We start from the raw sequence: 18,234 nt of genomic DNA, 5'->3' as shown, positions 1-18,234 counted from the left end.
CGCATCCGCTCCATGGAGCCCTCATGAGACCCGTCTTCGTTCAAGTCCGCTGCAAACCCGGCAAGACCTATGAGGTCGCCGACGAGCTCTACAAGCGCGAGATCGCCTCGGAGCTCTACTCGACCAGCGGCGACTACGATCTCCTGATGAAGGTCTACATCGAGGACGGGGTCGACATCGGCAAGTTCGTCAGCGAGAACATCGCCAACGTTCCGGGCATCCGCCGGTCGCTGACGACGCTCACCTTCAAGGCATTCTAGGGATTCGACCCGCGCAGTCGCGGATGCATGATCCCGATCATCGTCCGAGATTGCCGGAATCGCGCTTGGCGGCGGCCTTCGCTTGGGATACCAACCGACCACCCGGATCGGTTCATACAGGGAGGCCGCGATGAAGCGCTCACAGGTCAACGAGATTTTGCGCCAGGGTGAAGCGTTCATCCGCTCTTTCGGCTACGCGTTGCCACCGTTTGCGGATTGGACGCCGGATGAGATGAGGCGGCGGCGCGGCGAGATCGACGGCATCGTCGAGGCCCGCCTTGGCTGGGACGTCACCGATTATGGCGGCAACGCGTTCGACAAGCTCGGATTGTTCCTCTTCACGGTGCGCAACGGCGATCCCGCCGACCTGGCGAAGGGCAGCGGCATGCTCTATGCTGAGAAGATCATGATCTCGCGCCGCGATCAGGTCGCGCCGATGCACCGGCATGTCGTCAAGGCCGAGGACATCATCAACCGCGGCGGCGGCACCCTCTGCATCGAGCTCTTTGCGGCCGCTGCCGACGGCAGCATCGACCGCACGGCTCCCGTCATCGTGCCCACCGACGGCGTCAAGCGGCACGTCGATGCGGGCGGCGTGTTGCGTCTCGAGCCCGGCGAAAGCGTCACCCTCCTGCCCGGCGTCTGGCACGCCTTCTGGGGCGAAGGGCAGGATGTGCTGATCGGCGAGGTGTCGACGGTCAACGACGATCTGACCGACAACATCTTCGCCGATTCCGTCCCCCGGTTCTCGCATATCGAGGAGGACGAGCCTCCCTATCGGCTGCTGGTCTCGGACTATCCGACCTGGCTTTGAGGGAACCCGCGTGGCATTCCCCCGTTGCGTTCAACGAAGGATCATGTTTTCTGCGCCACGATGACACGGGATGGACAAATGATTTTGCAGCTCGGACGCCGGCCCTCGAGGCTGGAAACCGAAACACACTGGATGATCGCCCTTGCCTTGGCGGTCGCCTTTGCCCTGCAGACGCCTCTTATGGCCCAGGGCCTCGACAGTGAGGAGACGATCGACGCGATCGTCGGCTCGGATGTGAAGACCGAGGAGACCAAGGCGAACGCGGCGACCGAGCGGCTGGTCGCGGCCATCAATGCGTCGAACACCAACGCCGAGCGGGTGCGCAAGACGTTCTCCCTCGAAGGGCTCGACATCGTCTTCCTGCCGGATCTCGACGAGAAGTCCGGCGCCATCGCCACGGCGATGGCCGATCATGAGCGCGACATCGAAGCGCTGCGCGAGGCTGTCGAAGGAAGCGCCCTTTTCTATCACGCGGTGGATTCGCGTTCGATCATGACGCGCGACATCGTCGCGCTGGAATACGCCGAGGGCGGCGCCGTGACGATCTTCGTCAAGGGCGAGCCGAACGGAGGATGAGGGTTCCCGGCCCGTCTGAATCTGTGCGGTGCACACTTGCCGCAAAGCTTGCTTTGGTCTCTTATGGTCCACCGGATCTGATGGCTGGGCGCGGGGACCTCGTTATGCGACACCTGGCTGGCGTGAAGGGAATTGAGGAGAGGCTTCATGACTGCTGAAAGTCGCGAGAAGACCGACGATATCGGCCAGACGATTCTTGAGAAAATCAGGACGCACGCCCAGGAAGATGCGTCGAACATCACGCTGGAAACCCCGCTGGCCGACCTTGGCATCCATTCTCTCGAGCTGACCGAGATCATTTTCGATGTCGAGGACGAATTCGGCATCGAGGTCGAGATGAACACGGCGGAGGCCTGGGAGAATCTCGAAACGGTCAACGACATCGTCGCTGCCGTGCGCGAGCTGGTGAGCGCCAAAAGCTAAATGACGGCGCCGCGGATCGTCATAACGGGGCTCGGCGGGCTCTGCGCCCTCGGCACGGATGCGCCGGCGATCTGGTCGGGCATGCGGGAGGGCCGTCAGGCCATCGGCCCCATCACCAATGTGGACCTGCACGAGGTGAAGACCCGCGTCGGCGCTGAGATCAAGCACCTGCCGGATCACGGCATCGAGCATAAGCGCCTGGTGACCATGGACCGGTTCAGCCTGCTCGCGGCGGTGGCCGCCAGGGAGGCGCTGGCGCAGTCGGGCATCGCCGTGACGCCGGCCAACACGGGGCGCATCGGCGCTGTCGTCGGCGTCGGTGTGTGCGGCTGGGAATCGATCGAGGAGAACTACCGGGCCATTCTGCTCGAAGGCAAGCCGCGCGCCGGCATCTTCTCCGTGCCGCGCGCCATGCCAGCCGCCGCCGCCGGGCAGGTCAGCATGACGCTCGGTCTGCGCGGTCCCGTCTTCGGCGCGACGTCCGCCTGCTCCTCTTCCAACCACGCGATCATCTCGGCCGCCGACCAGCTTCGTCTCGGCCGCGCCGACGTCATGCTCGCCGGTGGCGCCGAAGCGCCGCTCATCTACGGGATCATGAAGGCCTGGGAGGCGCTGCGCGTGCTGGCGCCCGAGACCTGCCGTCCCTTCTCCGCCGACCGTCAGGGTCTGGTGCTCGGCGAAGGCGCGGGCATCGCCGTGCTCGAAACCTTCGAGCACGCGCAGGCGCGCGGCGCCACCATCCTCGCCGAACTGGCCGGCGGCGGCATGACCGCCGATGCGTCGGACATCGTCGCACCGACGGTCGAGGGGCCGGCGGCCGCCATGCAGGCCTGTCTGGACGAGGCCGGCCTTTGCGCCGGCGATGTCGACTACATCAACGCCCACGGCACCGGCACGAAGGCCAACGACAGGATCGAGACGGAAGCCATCCGCAGGGTTTTCGGCACCGCCGCCGATCGGGTCTCCGTCTCCTCCACCAAGTCGATGCACGCGCACTGCCTGGGCGCTTCCGGGGCTCTTGAGCTGATCGCCTGCGTCATGGCCATTCGTGAGGGAATAGTGCCCCCGACGGCCGGCTATCGCCAGCCCGATCCCGATTGCGACCTCGACGTGACCCCCAATGTGGCGCGCCAGCGCCCGGTGCGCGTCGCCATCAGCAATGGCTTCGCCTTCGGCGGAACCAACGCGGTGATCGCCGTGAAGGCCTGCGAGTAGTTTCTGCCGCGACAGGCAGGCAGCGGGTTGCCATCTAAAACTTGATAATTTAAATCCACTAACCAGCGCGCGATGCTCGGGCTGCCGCGCTGTTTTGGGTTTCGGTCCGCAGGCCCCGCAGCGCGGACCGCACAGAGAGGGGAATCTTCATGAAGCGCGTCATACTGCTTACCGCGGCTCTTATGGCGGGAACGGCCATGCCGTCCATCGCCGCCGAGCCGCAGGCCGTCGTCTCCACCTATGCGGACATCGCTCTGGCCACCTACGAGGACAGCCTGACGGCTGCCAACGCCCTGCGCAAGGCGATCGGCAAGCTGGTCGAGGCGCCCTCCGAGGAGACGCTCGCAGCCGCACGCGGCGCCTGGCTCGCCGCGCGCGTGCCCTACCAGCAGAGCGAGGCATTCCGATTCGGCAACGCCATCGTCGACGAGTGGGAGGGCCGCGTGAACGCCTGGCCGCTCGACGAAGGCCTGATCGACTATGTCGACGCCGGCTACGGCACGGAATCCGACACCAACCAGTTCTACACGGCCAACATCATCGCCAACGACAGGATCAGCGTCGGCGGCACGGACATCGACGCGACGACCATAACCCCCGAGGTCCTCCAGTCGCTGCACGAGGTCGGCGGCATCGAGGCCAATGTGGCGACCGGCTACCATGCCATCGAGTTTCTCCTTTGGGGGCAGGATCTGAACGGCACCGATGCCGGCGCCGGCGATCGTCCCTACACGGATTTCGATGCGGCCAACTGCACCGGCGGCCATTGCGAACGCCGCATCCAGTATCTGACCGCGGCTGCGGATCTGCTCGTCTCCGACCTTGAGGAGATGGTCGCCAACTGGCAGGCCGACGGTGAGGCGCGCGCCGAGGTGGCTGCCGATCCGAAGGCCGGCCTGACGGCCATGCTGACCGGGCTGGGGTCGCTCTCCTACGGCGAGCTCGCCGGCGAGCGCATGAAGCTCGGCCTGCTCCTGAACGATCCCGAGGAGGAGCACGACTGCTTCTCCGACAACACCCACAACAGCCACTATTACGACCTACTCGGCATCCGGAACGTTTATTTCGGCTCCTATGAGCGCGTCGACGGATCCAAGGTCGAGGGGCCGAGCCTCGCCGACCTCGTCGCCGACAAGGACGCCGCGCTCGCCGACGAGGTGAAGGCCAGGCTCGACGCGACGCTCGCAGCCATGACCGCGCTCAAGGAGCGCGCCGAAGGCGGTGAGACCTATGACCAGATGATCGGCCAGGGCAATGAAGAGGGCAACGCCGTCGTGCAGGCCGCCATCGACGGTCTGGTCGACCAGACCCGCTCCCTGGAGCGCGTCATCGCGGCGCTCGACCTGTCCGGCATCGAACTCGAAGGCTCCGACAGTCTCGACAATCCGAGCGCCGTCTTCGAATGAGTCACAGTCTGCCGGGCCGCTTGCCGGCCCGGCGATCTTGCTTGTAAATCCCGTTCATGAACAGATTTACCCGCGGCGCGACGCTTGTCGGCCTCATCTCCAGTCTGGCCGTTGGCGCGCATGCCGGCGATATGTCGCTGCGCAAGGACCTCTCGCCCGAGGACCGTGCGCGCGCCGCCGAGGTTACCAAGCCGACTGCCGATTTCAGCAAGGCAGAGCGCTTCGAGCGCATGCAGGCCGGCGCCGCCACCTCCACCAAGCGCATCAATGCCGATGCCTTCTCGCATCCCTCGGCCAATCTGGAGTTCGCCGAGCTGCAGCGCTTCCTGCTTGGCAACGGCCTGTTCCGCAAGGATTGGGTCTCCGCCCCGTCCTCCACCCAGGCCTCCGACGGTCTCGGGCCGCTGTTCAATGCCCGCGCCTGCCAGTCCTGCCACATCAAGGACGGGCGCGGCCACGCCCCGGCCAAGATCGACGATCCCGCCGTCTCGCTTCTCGTGCGCCTGTCGATCCCGCCCACGCAGGAACAGGCCGCCGCCATCGCCGATGGACGGCTGCCGGCCGCGCCCGAGCCGGTCTACGGCCTCCAGCTGCAGGATTTCGCCGTCGCCGGGCTCGCCGCCGAGGGCCGCGTCGAGATCGCCTACGAGGACGTCCCGGTCGCGCTCTCCGGCGGTGAGACCGTGACGCTGCGCAAGCCCGCCCTGTCGATCGCCGATCCCGGCTTCGGCAGGTTCCATCCCGACATGATGATGTCGGCCCGTGTCGCCCCGCCGATGATCGGCCTCGGCCTTCTGGAGAGCGTCGCCGAAGAGGACATCCTTGCCTTCGCCGATCCCGACGACCGTAACGGCGACGGCATCTCCGGCCGTCCGGCCCGCGTGCGCGACAGCGACGGCCGATGGCAGCTCGGCCGCTTCGGCTGGAAGGGCATCGCCCCGTCGATCATCGAGCAGTCCGCCGGCGCCTTCTCCGGCGACATGGGCCTGTCGACGCCGCTCGCGCCCGACCATTGGGGCGATTGCACCGAGGCGCAGGATCCCTGCCGCGCCTTGCCGCACGGCGCACAGGAGCGGCTCGGCGCCGAGGAGGTGCCGGGCGACCTGCTCGACCTCGTCGCCTTCTATTCCCGGCACCTGGCCGTGCCGGCCCGCCGCAAGGTCAACGACAAGGCCGTGCTGGCCGGCAAGAAGGTCTTCTATGAAGCGGGCTGCGCCTCCTGCCACCGGCCGAAATACGTCACCCGCCGCGATGTCGAGGACCCGGCGCTGCGCTTCCAGCTCATCTGGCCCTACACCGACATGCTCCTGCACGACATGGGCGCGGACCTTGCCGACAACCGGACGGAAGGCCTGGCCGACGGCTACGAATGGCGCACGCCGCCGCTCTGGGGCATCGGCCTGACCGGAACCGTCAATGGCGAGGCCGGTTTCCTGCATGACGGACGGGCGCGCACGCTGCTCGAGGCCGTGCTGTGGCATGGCGGCGAGGCGCAGGCGGCGCGCGACCGCGTCGTCGCCATGGACAGGCAGGACCGCGCCAACCTCATCCGCTTCCTGGAATCGCTCTGAGCCCTGGAACGCCCGCCGGTTTTCTCTCAATCCATTGCAGCGGGAGACGGGGGAGCGGAAAACGGGCGGGAAACCGCTTCATACTTTCCCTCATCCCGCTCCAGGGTCAGCTCGGCGACGAAGTCGAACCGGTCGCCCTTGAAATGGGAGCGGGTGAACTCCACCACCGCGCCGTCGGCCGTGCGCGAGACGCGCTCCAGGAAAAGCGCCGGCTCGCCCGCCTCCGCCGCCAGCAGCCCCGCCTCGAACGCGGGCAGGGCGCAGGCATGCATGCGCTGCAGCGCCTTGTGCGGAGCGGCTCCATTCTGCGCCAGCGCCCGATAGAGCGAATCGCCCGGCATTTCCAGCGACGGCAGGAAGCGCGCCGGCACGACGGCAAGCTCCACCGCCAGCGGCAGGTCGTCGGCAAGGCGCAGCCGGTGCAGTCGCGCCACAAGGTCGCCCGGCGACAGGCCGAGCATCATCGCCTCCTGCGGCGACGGGGCGGCATGCTCGCGCGCCAGCCAGCGCGTCGCCGGCCGGCGGCCATAGGATAGGACATCGTCGCTGAAGCTGGTGATCGCCGCCAGCGGCTGCTCGAATCGCTCCGCCGGTCCGCGCACATAGGTGCCGGAGCCGCGCCGCTGCTCCACCAGGCCCTCGCGCGCCAGAAGGTCGAGCCCGCGCCGCACCGTGACGCGCGACAGGCCCGTCGCCTCGACGATCGCCCGTTCGGCGGGCAGGGCGCTGCCCGTCGCCAGCCGGCCGCTCTCCACCAGGCTGCGCAGCGCGCTCGCCAGACGGATGTAGAGCGGTGTCGGATCGCCTCTCCCGCCAGCGAACTGCTGGCGCGAGAGCAGGTCCCCCAGGTTTCCGCCGGGCTTCACGGCCGGCCTTCGGAGGATCGGCGCAGGACCCCATGCATTGGTCTTATATCCATGAGACCAATTATCGATGAATTTGCGACAAGGCGCAACCCGTGCGACCCCACCCGAGTTGTTGGTTCATGCAGCCGACACATCCTGCCGCCATATTGGGCTAGACTGGTGCGAACATGAGCGCCGGGATGCAAGAACAGCGGCGGCACTGGCCGAACCAAATTCCCACACTAGATCACTAGCGGGAAGTTTGGTATTAAATTGGTCTATATGACTTTGGATCCGCCAGCACAGACGAGCACAGCATGACCACGTCCACGGAGAGTTCGGACCTCGCCTTCCACGACATCGAGTGTTTCGAGACCGGCGACATGCTGCGGGCGTTGCTCGAAGGGCAGGGCGCCGCGCTCCACGCCGCCGCGGCCGCCGTCCCGTCACTCGAACGGGCTGTGACGGAGGCCGCTCTGCGGCTTGCCGATCCGGCCAGCCGCCTCGTCTATGTCGGCGCCGGCACGTCGGGCCGGCTCGCCATGCTCGACGCGGTCGAGCTCTATCCCACCTTCGGCTGGCCCGAGGCCCGCACCCGCTTCCTGCTCGCCGGCGGCGAGGCGAGCGTTGCCGAAGCCCGCGAGAGCGCCGAGGACGACGAGGCGGCGGGCCGCGACGCCATCGCCGCCATCGATTGCGGCCCCGCCGACGTGGTTCTCGGGCTCGCCGCCAGCGGCAGCACGCCATACACGCTGGCCGCCATCGAGGCGGCGCGGGCACGCGGCGCCCTCACCATCGGCTTTGCCAACAATCCCGGCAGCCCGCTGGTCGAGCGGGCCGCCATCGGCGTGCTTCTGGAAACCGGGCCGGAGGTGCTCGCCGGTTCCACCCGCATGGCCGCCGGCACCGCTCAGAAGATCGCCCTCAACATGTTCTCCACCGCCGTCATGATGCGCCTCGGCAAGGTCTATCGCGGCCGCATGGTGGATATGAAACCGACCAACCGGAAGCTGCGCCGCCGCGCCGTCTCCATGCTGGCCGAAGTGGCCGGCTGCGACGAAGCTGCCGCGACCGCGGCGCTGGAAGCGACGGGATTTCACGTCAAGCCGGCGGTGCTCGTCGCTCGCGGCCTCACGGCCGAGCAGGCCGCCGCCGCCCTCGCCCGCAACGGCGACGATCTGCGCCGCGCCCTTGCCGATCTCGACTGACCTGCCGGCCGGCCGGCGAGCCGGCCCGCCAACCAACCGGAAAGAAGCATGATGACCGATACGCCCTCGCTGATGTTCCTCGAAACCGCCGAGGCGGCGGACGCCGTGGAGCGGCTCTTCGCCCGCGAGGCCGGCACCTTCGCCGAGATCGGCCGCGTCATCGCCGAGCGCCGGCCGGCCGTCGTCAGCACCTCGGCGCGCGGCTCCTCCGATCATGCGGCGAGCTTCTTCAAATATCTGTTCGAGATTCACGCCGGCATTCCGGTCGCCTCGATCGGCCCTTCCGTCGCCTCGGTCTACGACGCTCCGTTGAAGCTCGACCGCGCTCTGCACGTCACCATCTCGCAGTCCGGCGCCAGCCCCGACATCGTCGCCGCCCAGGCATCGGCCAGAAAGGGCGGCGCGGTGACGGTGGCCGTCGTCAATGTCGCCGACAGCCCGCTGGCGCAGGCGGCCGACATCGTGCTGCCCATCCATGCCGGACCCGAGCGCAGCGTCGCCGCGACCAAGAGCTTCATCGCCTCGGCAGCGGCTCTTGCCGGCATCGCCCAGGCGGCTTCCGGCGACGAGGCCCTTGCCGGCGCGCTGGCCCGCCTGCCGCAGGCGCTGAGCAGCGCCTGCGATGTCGACTGGTCGCCGGTCCTGCCCATCCTTTCCGGTGCCGCCTCGCTCTACACCGCCGGCCGCGGCCCGGGCTTCGCCATCGCGCTGGAGGCGGCACTGAAGGCCAAGGAAACAGCACAGCTCCACGCCGAGGCCTTTTCGCTGGCCGAGCTGATGCACGGGCCGATGCAGCTCGTCGACAAGGGCTTTCCCATCATCGCCTTCGTGCCCGAGGATGCGGCGCTCGCCTCGAGCACCGACTCGCTCGAGAAGCTGCGCCGCCTCGGCGCGCGCGTTGCGGCTTTCTCTTCGCGTGAGGTCGGCGAGATCACGGTCGCCACGCCCGCGACGGGTCACGGCCAGGTCGACCCGCTGGTGGCGCTGGTCGGCTATTACCGCCTCATCGAGCGCGTCGCGCGCGAACGCGGGCTGAACCCCGACACGCCCGACAAGCTGAAGAAGGTCACCGAGACGATCTGACGCCCGGAACGAAGTTCAAATTCGACTTTTGCCTCGCGCTCTGGCGTTGCGGCAAAAGCTGCGTTAGCTTCCGAGCCGATCAGCCGCCTGGGTTCTCAGTCATGGATTTCATCCCCGATTCCGCGACCATCCTGCAATTCGCGCTTGCCACCTTCGTCATCTCGATCACGCCGGGCCCCGACATGACGCTGTTCGTCGGCCGGGCGCTCAGCCAGGGCCGCGCGGCCGGCTTTGCCTGCATGTTCGGCGCCATGACCGGCATCATGATCCACACGGCGCTGGTGGCGCTCGGCCTGTCGGCGCTGATCGTCGCCTCGCCGCAGGCCTTCCTGGTGCTGAAAGTGTTCGGAGCCGGCTATCTGATCTGGCTGGCCGTCCAGGCGATCCGCAAGGGATCCGCCTTCTCGCCGGAAAGCAAGGCCGGCAACGGCCGCTCGCTGCTGCGCAACTGGGCGACGGGACTGGGGATCAATCTCCTCAACCCGAAGATCATCCTGTTCTTCATGACCTTCCTGCCGCAATTCGTCTCGGCCAGCGACCCGCATGCGCCAGGCAAGCTGTTCTTTCTCGGCCTTCTGTTCATTCCGCTGGCCCTGCCGATCACCGCACCGATGGTGATCGCGGCCGACGGGTTTTCCAGGCTCCTGAAAAAGAGCCCGCGCGTCACCCGCGTGGTCGACTACCTGTTCGCCGGCGTCTTCTCCGCCTTTGCGCTCAAGATCCTCACCGCGCAGGCCCGATAAGCGGCCTTAAGCGCCGGCCACAGCCCACGGTGAAGGCGAAGCAAGCAAGTTTTTCGGGCTTACTCGCCGTGTCCGGCGATCATCATCGCCTCGAGCCTCAGCCGGTCGGCCTTCTTCATGCGCTCGGAGGCGGATTTGAGCTGGCCGCAGGCGGCCAGGATGTCGCGCCCGCGCGGCGTGCGGATGGGCGAGGCGTAGCCGGCCTTGTTCACCAGGTCGGCGAACTCCTCGATCTGCTCCCAGTCGGAGCATTCATAGTCGCTGCCGGGCCACGGATTGAACGGGATCAGGTTGATCTTCGCCGGAATGCCCTTCAAAAGCCGCACCAGCTCGCGCGCGTCCTCGAGCGAATCGTTGACGCCCTTCAGCATCACATATTCGAAGGTGATGCGGCGGGCGTTCGACAGGCCCGGATAGGCCCGGCACGCCTCGAGCAGGTCCTTCAGCGGATACTTCTTGTTGATCGGCACCAGCGCGTCGCGCAACTCGTCGCGCACGGCGTGCAGCGAGATCGCCAGCATCACGCCGATCTCCTCGCCGGTGCGGTAGATTTCCGGCACCACGCCGGAGGTCGACAGGGTGATCCGGCGCTTCGACAGCGACAGGCCCTCGCCGTCGGAGGCGATCAGCAGGGCCTGTTTCACATGGTCGAAATTGTACAGCGGCTCGCCCATGCCCATCATGACGATGTTGGTGATCTTGCGGCCCTCGGCCGGAACGATCGCGCCGTCGGGCGTGTCGGCGTCCGGAAAATCGCCCAGCCGGTCGCGGGCGACGAGAAGCTGGTCGAGGATTTCGCCCGGCGTCAGGTTGCGCACCAGCTTCTGGGTGCCGGTGTGGCAGAAGGAGCAGGTCAGCGTGCAGCCCACCTGGCTGGATATGCACAGCGTCCCGCGCCCTTCCTCGGGAATGTAGACCGTCTCCACGTCGACCGGCCGGCCGGCGCCGCGCGGCGGGAAGCGCATCAGCCATTTGCGCGTGCCGTCTTGCGAGATCTGCTCTTCGACGATCTCGGGGCGTGCGATGGTGAATTCCTCCTCGAGCGCCGCCCGCAGGTCCTTGGAGATGTTGAACATATGCGCGAAATCGGACACGCCGCGCACATAGAGCCAATGCCAGAGCTGGCGCACGCGCATGCGCGTCTGCCGCTCGGGAACGCCGAGCGCGGCAAGCGCCTCGGCCAGCTCGTCGCGCGAAAGGCCGATCAGCGGCTTCTTGTCCGGTGTTACCCCGGGGCGCAGTTCCGCGCGGCTCTCGGGCGTGCTCAGGTCGAGTGTCAGTGCCATGGCGTTCTTGAAACGGGCTGTGGGCGGCACGCTCCGCAGCGCGGGGCCGCCCGTTCATTTGCGGCGCTCATAGCACGCTCCGCCGTCCGCGTCACCTGCGGTGGCGAAGCTCCGTGTCGAGGCTGCCTATTTGCAGTTCTTGGTCGCGTCGATCGCCGCCGTCACGCCGCTCAGCGAGAACACATAGCTGGTGTCGTTGCCACGGCCCGACTTTGCAGCGACCTTCATCGTCGATCCGCCCTTCATCGCGGCGATGAGCTGCGGTTCCTCGGCGGCATTCTCCAGCCAGGCGGACTTGCCCTGGGTGAACATGGTGAAGCTCTTGTCGCCCACCGTCGCCGTCACCTTCGATCCGTCCTGGAAATTGTAGGACGCGATGAATTGCGGCTCGGACGCCACGTTCTGCCCGGGCTTCTGGCTCACGAAGAAGAAGATGTCACCATGGTCGAGGCTGCCCGGCAGCTTTTCCTTCGGCACGCTCATCGCATAGCACACCTTGCCGTTGCCCGACTGGTAGCTGTAGACGCCCCAGTCGCGGTGCTGGCCGACCGCCGTGGCCTGTGCCAGGGCCGGGCTCGCCGCCGCCATTCCGCAAATGAGCATGAGTGTCGAAATCAGTACGCGCATCGTCATGACCGTCTTTTTTTTGCCAGTGTCTTGAAGCCGATCAGCCTCAGCCTCGATCACTTCATTTTTACTTAATCTGGGTTACCAAAGCGTGAAGCGAATCAAGCGATCTTCATGCGCCGTACCCCGATACCCGCTGCAGGCCCTGTCGCGGCCGGCGGCGAACACCCCTTCGTTACCGTTTGAAACGAATGAAAAAGGCAAGAATTTGACTTGCTAAAGGTCGACTTCAGTCTCGTGAAGCGCCCGCCTGGCCGCCAGCCGGTGTGCCGGCGTGATATGGCCGCGCACGGCGTTGAGCGCCGCCATGATGACCGCCACGTCGTCGGTGAAGCCGAAACCGGCCAGGAAATCGGGCACCAGGTCGAGCGGCAGGACGAAATAGGCAAGGGCGGCCAGCAGGATGCCGCGCACGCGCGGCGGCGTTTCGTTGTCGAGCGCGCAATAGTAACCGGCCACCAGCTCCTCCATGAAGGGGACCTGTCGCGCGGCTTTCTTGGCGGTGCGCCAGAACCGCTCGCGCACGCGTTCCTCGCGCCGCCTGCTCTCGCCCGGACCGACCGGCCCGAGGATCTCGCCGATTTTCACGTCGTCCATCGTCATGCTCCCGGTCCGCCATGATGTGGGACAATGCGCCCGCAAATGCAATGCTAGACGAAGTCGTTCATGGCCTTGGCCAGCGCGAAGTCGAGCTCGGTGAGGCCGCCCGCATCGTGCGTGGAAAGTGTCACGTCGACGCTTTTGTAGACGTTCGACCAGTCGGGGTGGTGATTGAGCTTTTCCGCCGCAAGCGCCGACCGCGTCATGAAGGCGAAGGCCTCGGAGAAATTGCGGAAGGTGAAGCGTCGGTGAATGGAAAGGCCGTCATCGGCCAGCGCCCATCCGTCGATGGTCCTCAGCGCCTCTTCAGCCGCGGTCGTGTCGAGCTTTTGTCTTGCCATCGTGCCTCTCCGTGGTATCGCCTTGTTTACCGCCTGACCCGAAGATAGCGTCCCGTCCATGAACGCAAAGCCCCGATACGCCATCCTGTTCGTCTGCCTGGGCAACATCTGCCGCTCGCCGCTGGCCGAGGGCGTCTTTCGCGCCGTCGTCGACGAGCACGGACGCTCCAGCGCCTTCCATATCGAATCCGCCGGCACGGGCGCCTGGCATGTCGGGGAGCAACCGGATCCGCGTTCGATGGCCGTCGCCCGCCGCTTCGGCGTCGATATTTCCGGCCAACGGGCACGCCAGGTCAACAAGGAGGACTTCCGGCGCTTCGACCTGATCCTCGGCATGGACCGCAGCAATGTGCAGACGCTGCTTTCACGGGCGCCGCAGTCGGCAACGGGAAAAATCCGTCTGTTCCTGGACCATGCCGGCGGCAGGGCCGTCGACGTTCCGGATCCCTATTACGGCGGGGACGACGGCTTTGCGGCCGTCTACCACATGATCCGGGAAGCCTCCGAAGCGCTGTTTGCGAAGCTCGACTGACGATCGTTCTCGCCGCCGACCAGGGGCCAGGCCTCTTCGATGATGTAGGGCCCGCCGCCGACCGAGGCGCGCGACGACATCAGCACGAAACGGCCCACGGTGAACGGCACCGAGGCGAAGTTGCCGCGCGCCGATAAATAGGCTGCGACATCGTGCGGATTGGCGTTCTTCAGCCGCGCCAACGTCACATGCGGGGTGAACTTGCGCGGATCGGGCGGCAGGCGCAGCCGCCGGCAGATCCCCTCGATCTCGCCCTGCAGCGCATAAAGGTCCGGCGACGCGGAAACGCCCGCCCAGAGCGCATGCGGCTTCTTCTGCCCGAAGGCGCCGACGCCCGAGAGCTTGAGAGTGAAGGAGGGGCGCCGAATCCTGTCGAGCGCATTGGCGATCTCATCGGCCGTGTGGCCTTCGATATCGCCAAAGAAACGCAGGGTCAGGTGATAGTTTTCGACGTCGATCCAACGAGCTCCTTGGAGGCCCCCGCGCAGGAGTGACAACGACAAGGCCGCGTCACGCGGGATCTCGAGGGCGGTGAAAAGTCGCGGCATGGCAACCTCCTCGAATCGCACTGTCAATGACAGCGAATCACCGATTGCCGTCACGGGCAAGCGGTTTCTTGGGTCCGGTTCAGGCGTCCTCCTCCTTCTGCTCTTCAAGCACTCTTGCGATCACCGGCAGCAGGCGCTCGACCATGCGCTCGATGCCTTTTGCGTTGGGGTGCATCCCGTCTTCCTGCAGAAACGTCGGCTCGGCTGCGACACCGTCGAGAAAGAAGGGGATAAGCGTCAGGCCGTACTTCCCGGCCAGGCGCTCATAGATCGGATCGAAGGCGGCGGCGTAATCGGGACCGAGATTCGGCGCCGCGCGCATGCCGGCGAGAACCACCCGGTGGCCGCGCGCCTGAAGCTTCTCGACGATGGCCTCGAGATTGGCCTCGGTGGAGGCCGGCGGTATGCCACGCAGCATGTCGTTGGCGCCGAGCTCCACGACGACGACATCGGCCTCTTCCGGCACCGACCACTCGAGCCGCGTCAGCCCGCCGCTCGTCGTGTCGCCCGAGACGCCGGCATTTGCGACCGCCACGTCGAACCCCTTCGCCTGGAGCGCCGCTTCCAGCTTCTCGGGAAAGGATTCGCCGGGCCCCAGCCCGTAACCGGCCATCAGGCTGTCGCCGAAGCCCACGATCTGCACGGGCTCGGCCCTTGCCGCACCGGATGCCGGCACGGCCAGCAGGAACGCCAGCAGGAGAAATGAACTCTTTTTGAACGGCTGAAAATGCGGAAAGAATTTGAATGCCATCCGGGAAAACCCATATTTGCCGAAATCGTCCGCCTTGTACGACCGCCACGCCATGTCTTCCCAATATAGGATGTCTTTTCCGTGACAGAACCCGTGATCGAGCTGGAGGACGTGTCGCTGACCCTGGGCGAGGGCGCTTCGTCCGTCCATGTCCTGAAGGATGTGAGCCTGTCGGTCGCGCGCGGCCAGTCGACGGCGATCATCGGTCCTTCCGGTTCGGGAAAATCCACCCTGCTGATGGTGATCGCCGGGCTGGAGCGGATCGACAGCGGCGCAGTGCGCGTCGACGGAACGGAGCTGAACCGGCTCGGCGAGGATGCCGTTGCCGCCTTTCGCGGCCGCACGATCGGCATCGTGTTCCAGTCCTTCCATCTCATTCCCAACATGACGGCGCTCGAAAACGTCGCCGTGCCGCTGGAGCTGGCGCATCACCCCGATCCCTTCGCGGCGGCGGAAGCCGAGCTGGCGGCGGTCGGCCTCAGCGGCCGGTTGACGCATTATCCGGGTGAATTGTCGGGCGGCGAGCAGCAGCGCGTCGCCATCGCCCGCGCGCTTGCGCCGGCGCCCGCCATCCTGATCGCCGACGAGCCCACCGGCAATCTCGACCAGGCGACGGGGCGGCAGATCGCCGATCTCCTGTTCGCCAAGGCCGAGGAACGCGGCACGTCCCTGGTGCTGGTGACCCACGATCCGGCGCTTGCCGCACGCTGCGCGCGACAGGTCGCCATGCGCTCCGGCCGGATCGAGCCGACGGCGCCCGCGATCAAGGCGGCAACCGCATGAGCTTCACGCGCACGCTGCGTCTGGCGTTTCGCTTCTCGTTGCGCGAGATGCGCGGCGGGCTGGCCGGCTTCTTCGTCTTTCTGGCCTGCATTGCCCTGGGCGTCGCCGCCATCGGCGGCGTCAATTCGGTGGCGCGCGCCATCGGCGAGGCCGTGGAGACGCAGGGCCAGTCGCTGCTGGCCGCCGATCTTCGCTTCGCATTGACGCAGAGGCGCGCCACCGATGCGGAGCGAGCCTTCCTCACCGGTCTCGGCGATACGGCCGAGAGCGCCAACATGCGCTCCATGGCAAGGCTCGCCGACGGGTCCGACCAGGCATTGGTGGAGGTGAAGGCCGTCGACGCGCTCTATCCGCTCTATGGCGAGCTGGTGACGCAGCCGCAGCTGGCGCAGGAGGATCTGTTCGGCGAGAGGGACGGGGCGTTCGGCGCCGCCGCGCCCGAACTCCTGTTCGAGCGGCTCGGCCTCGAGCCCGGCGACCGCATCATGCTCGGCGGCCAGGCCATCGAGCTGCGGGCCATGCTGGTGACCGAGCCGGATGCGGTTTCGGACGGGTTCGGCTTCGCGCCACGCCTGATGATCTCGCTGCCGGCGCTCGAGGCGACCGGCCTCGTGCAGCCGGGCAGCCTGATCAGGCATGTCTACAAGGTGCGCCTGCCGGCGGATGCCGGCGAAGCCGCGCTCGAAGCCGCCCGGCAGCAGGCAGGCGAGGCGTTTCCCGATGCTGGCTGGAACATCCGCTCGCGCAGCAACGCCGCTCCCTCGCTGTCGAGCAACATCGAACGTTTCTCGCAGTTCCTGACCCTGGTCGGGCTGACCGCCCTGGTGGTCGGCGGCGTCGGCGTCGCCAATGCGGTGCGTGCCTATCTGGACAGCAAGCGTGCGGTGATCGCCACTTTCAAGAGCCTTGGCGCCTCCGGCGGCTTCGTCTTCACCGTCTATCTCGTGCAGATCATGCTCATCGCCGGCATCGGCATCCTGGCGGGGCTGGCGCTCGGCATGCTGATGCCGTTCGCCGCCTCGGCGGTGCTGTCGAACATGCTTCCAGTGCCCGCGGCGGGCGGCCTCTACCCGGCGGCGCTTGCCATCGCCACCCTGTTCGGCGTGATGATCACGCTGGTCTTCGCGCTGATCCCCCTCGGCAGGGCGCGCGAGGTGCCGGCCACGGCCCTGTTCCGCGAAATGGGCATCGATGGCCGGGGCTGGCCGCGGCCCGTCTATATCGTGCTGTCCGCAGCCATCGCGGCGGTGCTGGCCGGTTTTGCGATCTGGTTTTCGGACGACCGCCGCATGGCGGCGATCTTCGTCGGCGCCGCGGTCGGCGCCTTCCTGGTCCTGCGCTTCGTGGCGCTCGGCATCGAGTGGCTGGCCCGGCGCAGCCCGCGCATCGCCTCCACGCCGCTCCGCCTCGCGCTCGGCAACATCCATCGGCCCGGCGCGCTGACGCCTTCCGTCGTTCTTTCCCTCGGCCTCGGCCTGACCCTGCTCGCCACGCTGGCGCTGATCGACGGCAATCTGCGCCGCCAGATCACCGGCAATCTGCCCGAGGTGGCCCCGAACTTCTTCTTCGTCGACGTTCAGAGCGGCGAGGTGGAGACCTTCTCCGCGCTTGTCGGCAAGGAGGCGCCGGAGGGCAGGCTCGAGCGCGTGCCGATGCTGCGCGGCCGCATCACCGCGCTCAACGGGGTGAACGTGCGCGACATGAAGATCCCGCCGGAAGGCGGGTGGGTGCTGCGCGGCGACCGCGGCATCACCTACTCCGACACCGCGCCGGACAATGCCACGCTGACGGCCGGGCAGTGGTGGGCGCCCGACTATCAGGGCGAGCCGCTGGTGTCGTTCGCGGCCGAGGAGGGCGGCGAACTCGGGCTGAAGGTCGGCGACACGATCACAGTCAACGTGCTCGGCCGCAGCGTCACGGCGCGGATCGCCAATTTTCGCCGCGTCGAATGGGAGACGCTGGCGATCAATTTCGTGATGGTCTTCTCACCCAACACCTTCGCCGGCGCCCCCCACGCATGGCTCGCGACGCTGACCGACGCAAACGCCACGCCGGCCGACGAATCGCGGGTCCTGAATGCCGTGACCCGCAGCTTCCCGACAGTCACCACCGTCCGCGTGAAGGATGCGCTCGATGTCGTCAACCGGCTGCTGGAGCAGCTTGCGACCGCCATCCGGGCGGCGGCGGCCGTCGCGCTCATCGCCTCCGTGCTGGTGCTCTCGGGTGCCCTGGCAGCCGGCAACCGGGCCCGCATCCACGATGCCGTGGTGCTGAAGACGCTGGGCGCGACGCGGCGCACGCTGATCGCCGCCTTTACCCTAGAGTATCTGCTGATCGGGCTCGCCACGGCGGTGTTCGCCCTCCTCGCCGGTGGCGTGGCCGCCTGGTACGTGGTCGCCCGGGTGATGGGACTGCCGGCAAGCTTCCTTCCGGAGGTCGCCCTGTCGACCGTGGTCATCGCCCTCGTGCTGACCGTCGGGTTCGGTCTGGTGGGAACCTGGCGGGTGCTGGGCCACAAGGCCGCGCCGGTGCTGCGCAACCTGTGACCTCGCCCAAAGCAGGCAAATCGTTAACCATTTGACTTCGTGAGGCTTGCCGGCTGCCGCGAACTTTGGTCGCGGC

The 18,234-nt window shown here is 67.0% G+C and carries 20 protein-coding genes; 13 read left to right on the top strand and 7 right to left on the bottom strand.

Going from position 1 to position 18,234, the window contains the following annotated elements; all coding sequences use genetic code 11:
• The first annotated feature begins 23 nt into the window (after positions 1-23).
• From NUU27_RS12330 to NUU27_RS12300, 7 genes are all read left to right on the top strand, one after another.
• The gene (locus NUU27_RS12330; RefSeq protein ID WP_257762406.1) at positions 24-260 is read left to right on the top strand and encodes an Lrp/AsnC ligand binding domain-containing protein; all 237 of its coding nucleotides are present in this window, start codon (positions 24-26) and stop codon (positions 258-260) included.
• 130 nt (positions 261-390) lie between these two features.
• A complete protein-coding gene (locus NUU27_RS12325; RefSeq protein ID WP_257762405.1) occupies positions 391-1,074 on the top strand; it encodes a D-lyxose/D-mannose family sugar isomerase in 684 nt (227 codons plus the stop codon).
• Between the two features lie 78 nt (positions 1,075-1,152).
• A complete protein-coding gene (locus NUU27_RS12320) occupies positions 1,153-1,650 on the top strand; it encodes a hypothetical protein (RefSeq protein WP_257762404.1) in 498 nt (165 codons plus the stop codon).
• Between the two features lie 147 nt (positions 1,651-1,797).
• Positions 1,798-2,073, top strand: a complete 276-nt coding sequence (locus NUU27_RS12315) for an acyl carrier protein (protein WP_257762403.1) — start codon at positions 1,798-1,800, stop codon at positions 2,071-2,073.
• Complete coding sequence (locus NUU27_RS12310; RefSeq protein WP_257762402.1) at positions 2,074-3,288, top strand: beta-ketoacyl synthase; 1,215 nt, start codon at positions 2,074-2,076, stop codon at positions 3,286-3,288.
• Positions 3,289-3,437: 149 nt separating this feature from the next.
• Positions 3,438-4,694 carry an imelysin family protein gene (locus tag NUU27_RS12305; protein ID WP_374566653.1) on the top strand — a complete coding sequence of 419 codons (1,257 nt, stop codon included), beginning with the start codon at positions 3,438-3,440 and terminating at the stop codon, positions 4,692-4,694.
• Positions 4,695-4,750: 56 nt separating this feature from the next.
• The gene (locus tag NUU27_RS12300) at positions 4,751-6,265 is read left to right on the top strand and encodes a di-heme oxidoredictase family protein (RefSeq protein WP_257762401.1); all 1,515 of its coding nucleotides are present in this window, start codon (positions 4,751-4,753) and stop codon (positions 6,263-6,265) included.
• 26 nt (positions 6,266-6,291) lie between these two features.
• Here NUU27_RS12300 and NUU27_RS12295 read toward each other — a convergent pair whose 3' ends face one another.
• Positions 6,292-7,131 carry a GntR family transcriptional regulator gene (locus NUU27_RS12295; RefSeq protein ID WP_257762400.1) on the bottom strand — a complete coding sequence of 280 codons (840 nt, stop codon included), beginning with the start codon at positions 7,129-7,131 and terminating at the stop codon, positions 6,292-6,294.
• A 296-nt stretch (positions 7,132-7,427) separates the two neighbouring features.
• Here NUU27_RS12295 and NUU27_RS12290 point away from each other — a divergent pair, with 296 nt between their 5' ends.
• From NUU27_RS12290 to NUU27_RS12280, 3 genes are all read left to right on the top strand, one after another.
• On the top strand, positions 7,428-8,318 hold the full coding sequence (locus NUU27_RS12290; protein ID WP_257762399.1) for an N-acetylmuramic acid 6-phosphate etherase: 891 nt from the start codon (positions 7,428-7,430) through the stop codon (positions 8,316-8,318).
• Between the two features lie 51 nt (positions 8,319-8,369).
• On the top strand, positions 8,370-9,401 hold the full coding sequence (locus NUU27_RS12285) for an SIS domain-containing protein (RefSeq protein ID WP_257762417.1): 1,032 nt from the start codon (positions 8,370-8,372) through the stop codon (positions 9,399-9,401).
• Positions 9,402-9,502: 101 nt separating this feature from the next.
• Positions 9,503-10,144, top strand: a complete 642-nt coding sequence (locus NUU27_RS12280) for a LysE family translocator (protein ID WP_257762398.1) — start codon at positions 9,503-9,505, stop codon at positions 10,142-10,144.
• Positions 10,145-10,203: 59 nt separating this feature from the next.
• Here the strand turns inward: NUU27_RS12280 and rlmN are convergent, their stop codons facing one another.
• The 4 genes from rlmN to NUU27_RS12260 form a co-directional block, all read right to left on the bottom strand.
• The gene (gene rlmN, locus NUU27_RS12275; RefSeq protein WP_257762397.1) at positions 10,204-11,430 is read right to left on the bottom strand and encodes a 23S rRNA (adenine(2503)-C(2))-methyltransferase RlmN; all 1,227 of its coding nucleotides are present in this window, start codon (positions 11,428-11,430) and stop codon (positions 10,204-10,206) included.
• 126 nt (positions 11,431-11,556) lie between these two features.
• Positions 11,557-12,057 carry an invasion associated locus B family protein gene (locus NUU27_RS12270; protein WP_257762416.1) on the bottom strand — a complete coding sequence of 167 codons (501 nt, stop codon included), beginning with the start codon at positions 12,055-12,057 and terminating at the stop codon, positions 11,557-11,559.
• Between the two features lie 216 nt (positions 12,058-12,273).
• On the bottom strand, positions 12,274-12,654 hold the full coding sequence (locus NUU27_RS12265; protein WP_257762396.1) for a YkvA family protein: 381 nt from the start codon (positions 12,652-12,654) through the stop codon (positions 12,274-12,276).
• Positions 12,655-12,707: 53 nt separating this feature from the next.
• The gene (locus NUU27_RS12260) at positions 12,708-12,998 is read right to left on the bottom strand and encodes a 4a-hydroxytetrahydrobiopterin dehydratase (RefSeq protein ID WP_257762395.1); all 291 of its coding nucleotides are present in this window, start codon (positions 12,996-12,998) and stop codon (positions 12,708-12,710) included.
• 58 nt (positions 12,999-13,056) lie between these two features.
• Here NUU27_RS12260 and NUU27_RS12255 point away from each other — a divergent pair, with 58 nt between their 5' ends.
• Positions 13,057-13,530 (top strand): low molecular weight protein-tyrosine-phosphatase, encoded by a 474-nt coding sequence (locus NUU27_RS12255; RefSeq protein ID WP_257762394.1) that lies wholly within the window; start codon positions 13,057-13,059, stop codon positions 13,528-13,530.
• On the opposite strand, the gene thpR is transcribed toward NUU27_RS12255, so the two are convergent.
• Both thpR and NUU27_RS12245 read right to left on the bottom strand, forming a co-directional pair.
• Positions 13,479-14,078 (bottom strand): RNA 2',3'-cyclic phosphodiesterase, encoded by a 600-nt coding sequence (gene thpR, locus NUU27_RS12250; RefSeq protein ID WP_257762393.1) that lies wholly within the window; start codon positions 14,076-14,078, stop codon positions 13,479-13,481. The genes NUU27_RS12255 and thpR overlap by 52 nt on opposite strands.
• Positions 14,079-14,157: 79 nt before the next feature.
• Positions 14,158-14,829: an arylesterase gene (locus NUU27_RS12245; RefSeq protein WP_257762392.1), complete on the bottom strand. Its 672-nt coding sequence runs from the start codon at positions 14,827-14,829 to the stop codon at positions 14,158-14,160.
• A gap of 81 nt (positions 14,830-14,910) precedes the next feature.
• On the opposite strand from NUU27_RS12245, the gene NUU27_RS12240 reads away from it, so the two are divergent.
• Together NUU27_RS12240 and NUU27_RS12235 are read left to right on the top strand one after the other, a co-directional pair.
• The gene (locus NUU27_RS12240; RefSeq protein WP_257762391.1) at positions 14,911-15,612 is read left to right on the top strand and encodes an ABC transporter ATP-binding protein; all 702 of its coding nucleotides are present in this window, start codon (positions 14,911-14,913) and stop codon (positions 15,610-15,612) included.
• Positions 15,609-18,158: an ABC transporter permease gene (locus NUU27_RS12235; protein WP_257762390.1), complete on the top strand. Its 2,550-nt coding sequence runs from the start codon at positions 15,609-15,611 to the stop codon at positions 18,156-18,158. Before NUU27_RS12240 ends, NUU27_RS12235 begins: the two co-directional genes overlap by 4 nt.
• The last annotated feature ends 76 nt before the right edge of the window (positions 18,159-18,234 follow it).

It is taken from the genome of Nitratireductor sp. ZSWI3, from assembly GCF_024655565.1.
Classification (GTDB): Bacteria; Pseudomonadota; Alphaproteobacteria; order Rhizobiales; family Rhizobiaceae; genus Nitratireductor.
This window is presented reverse-complemented; position numbering and strand designations above follow the sequence as displayed.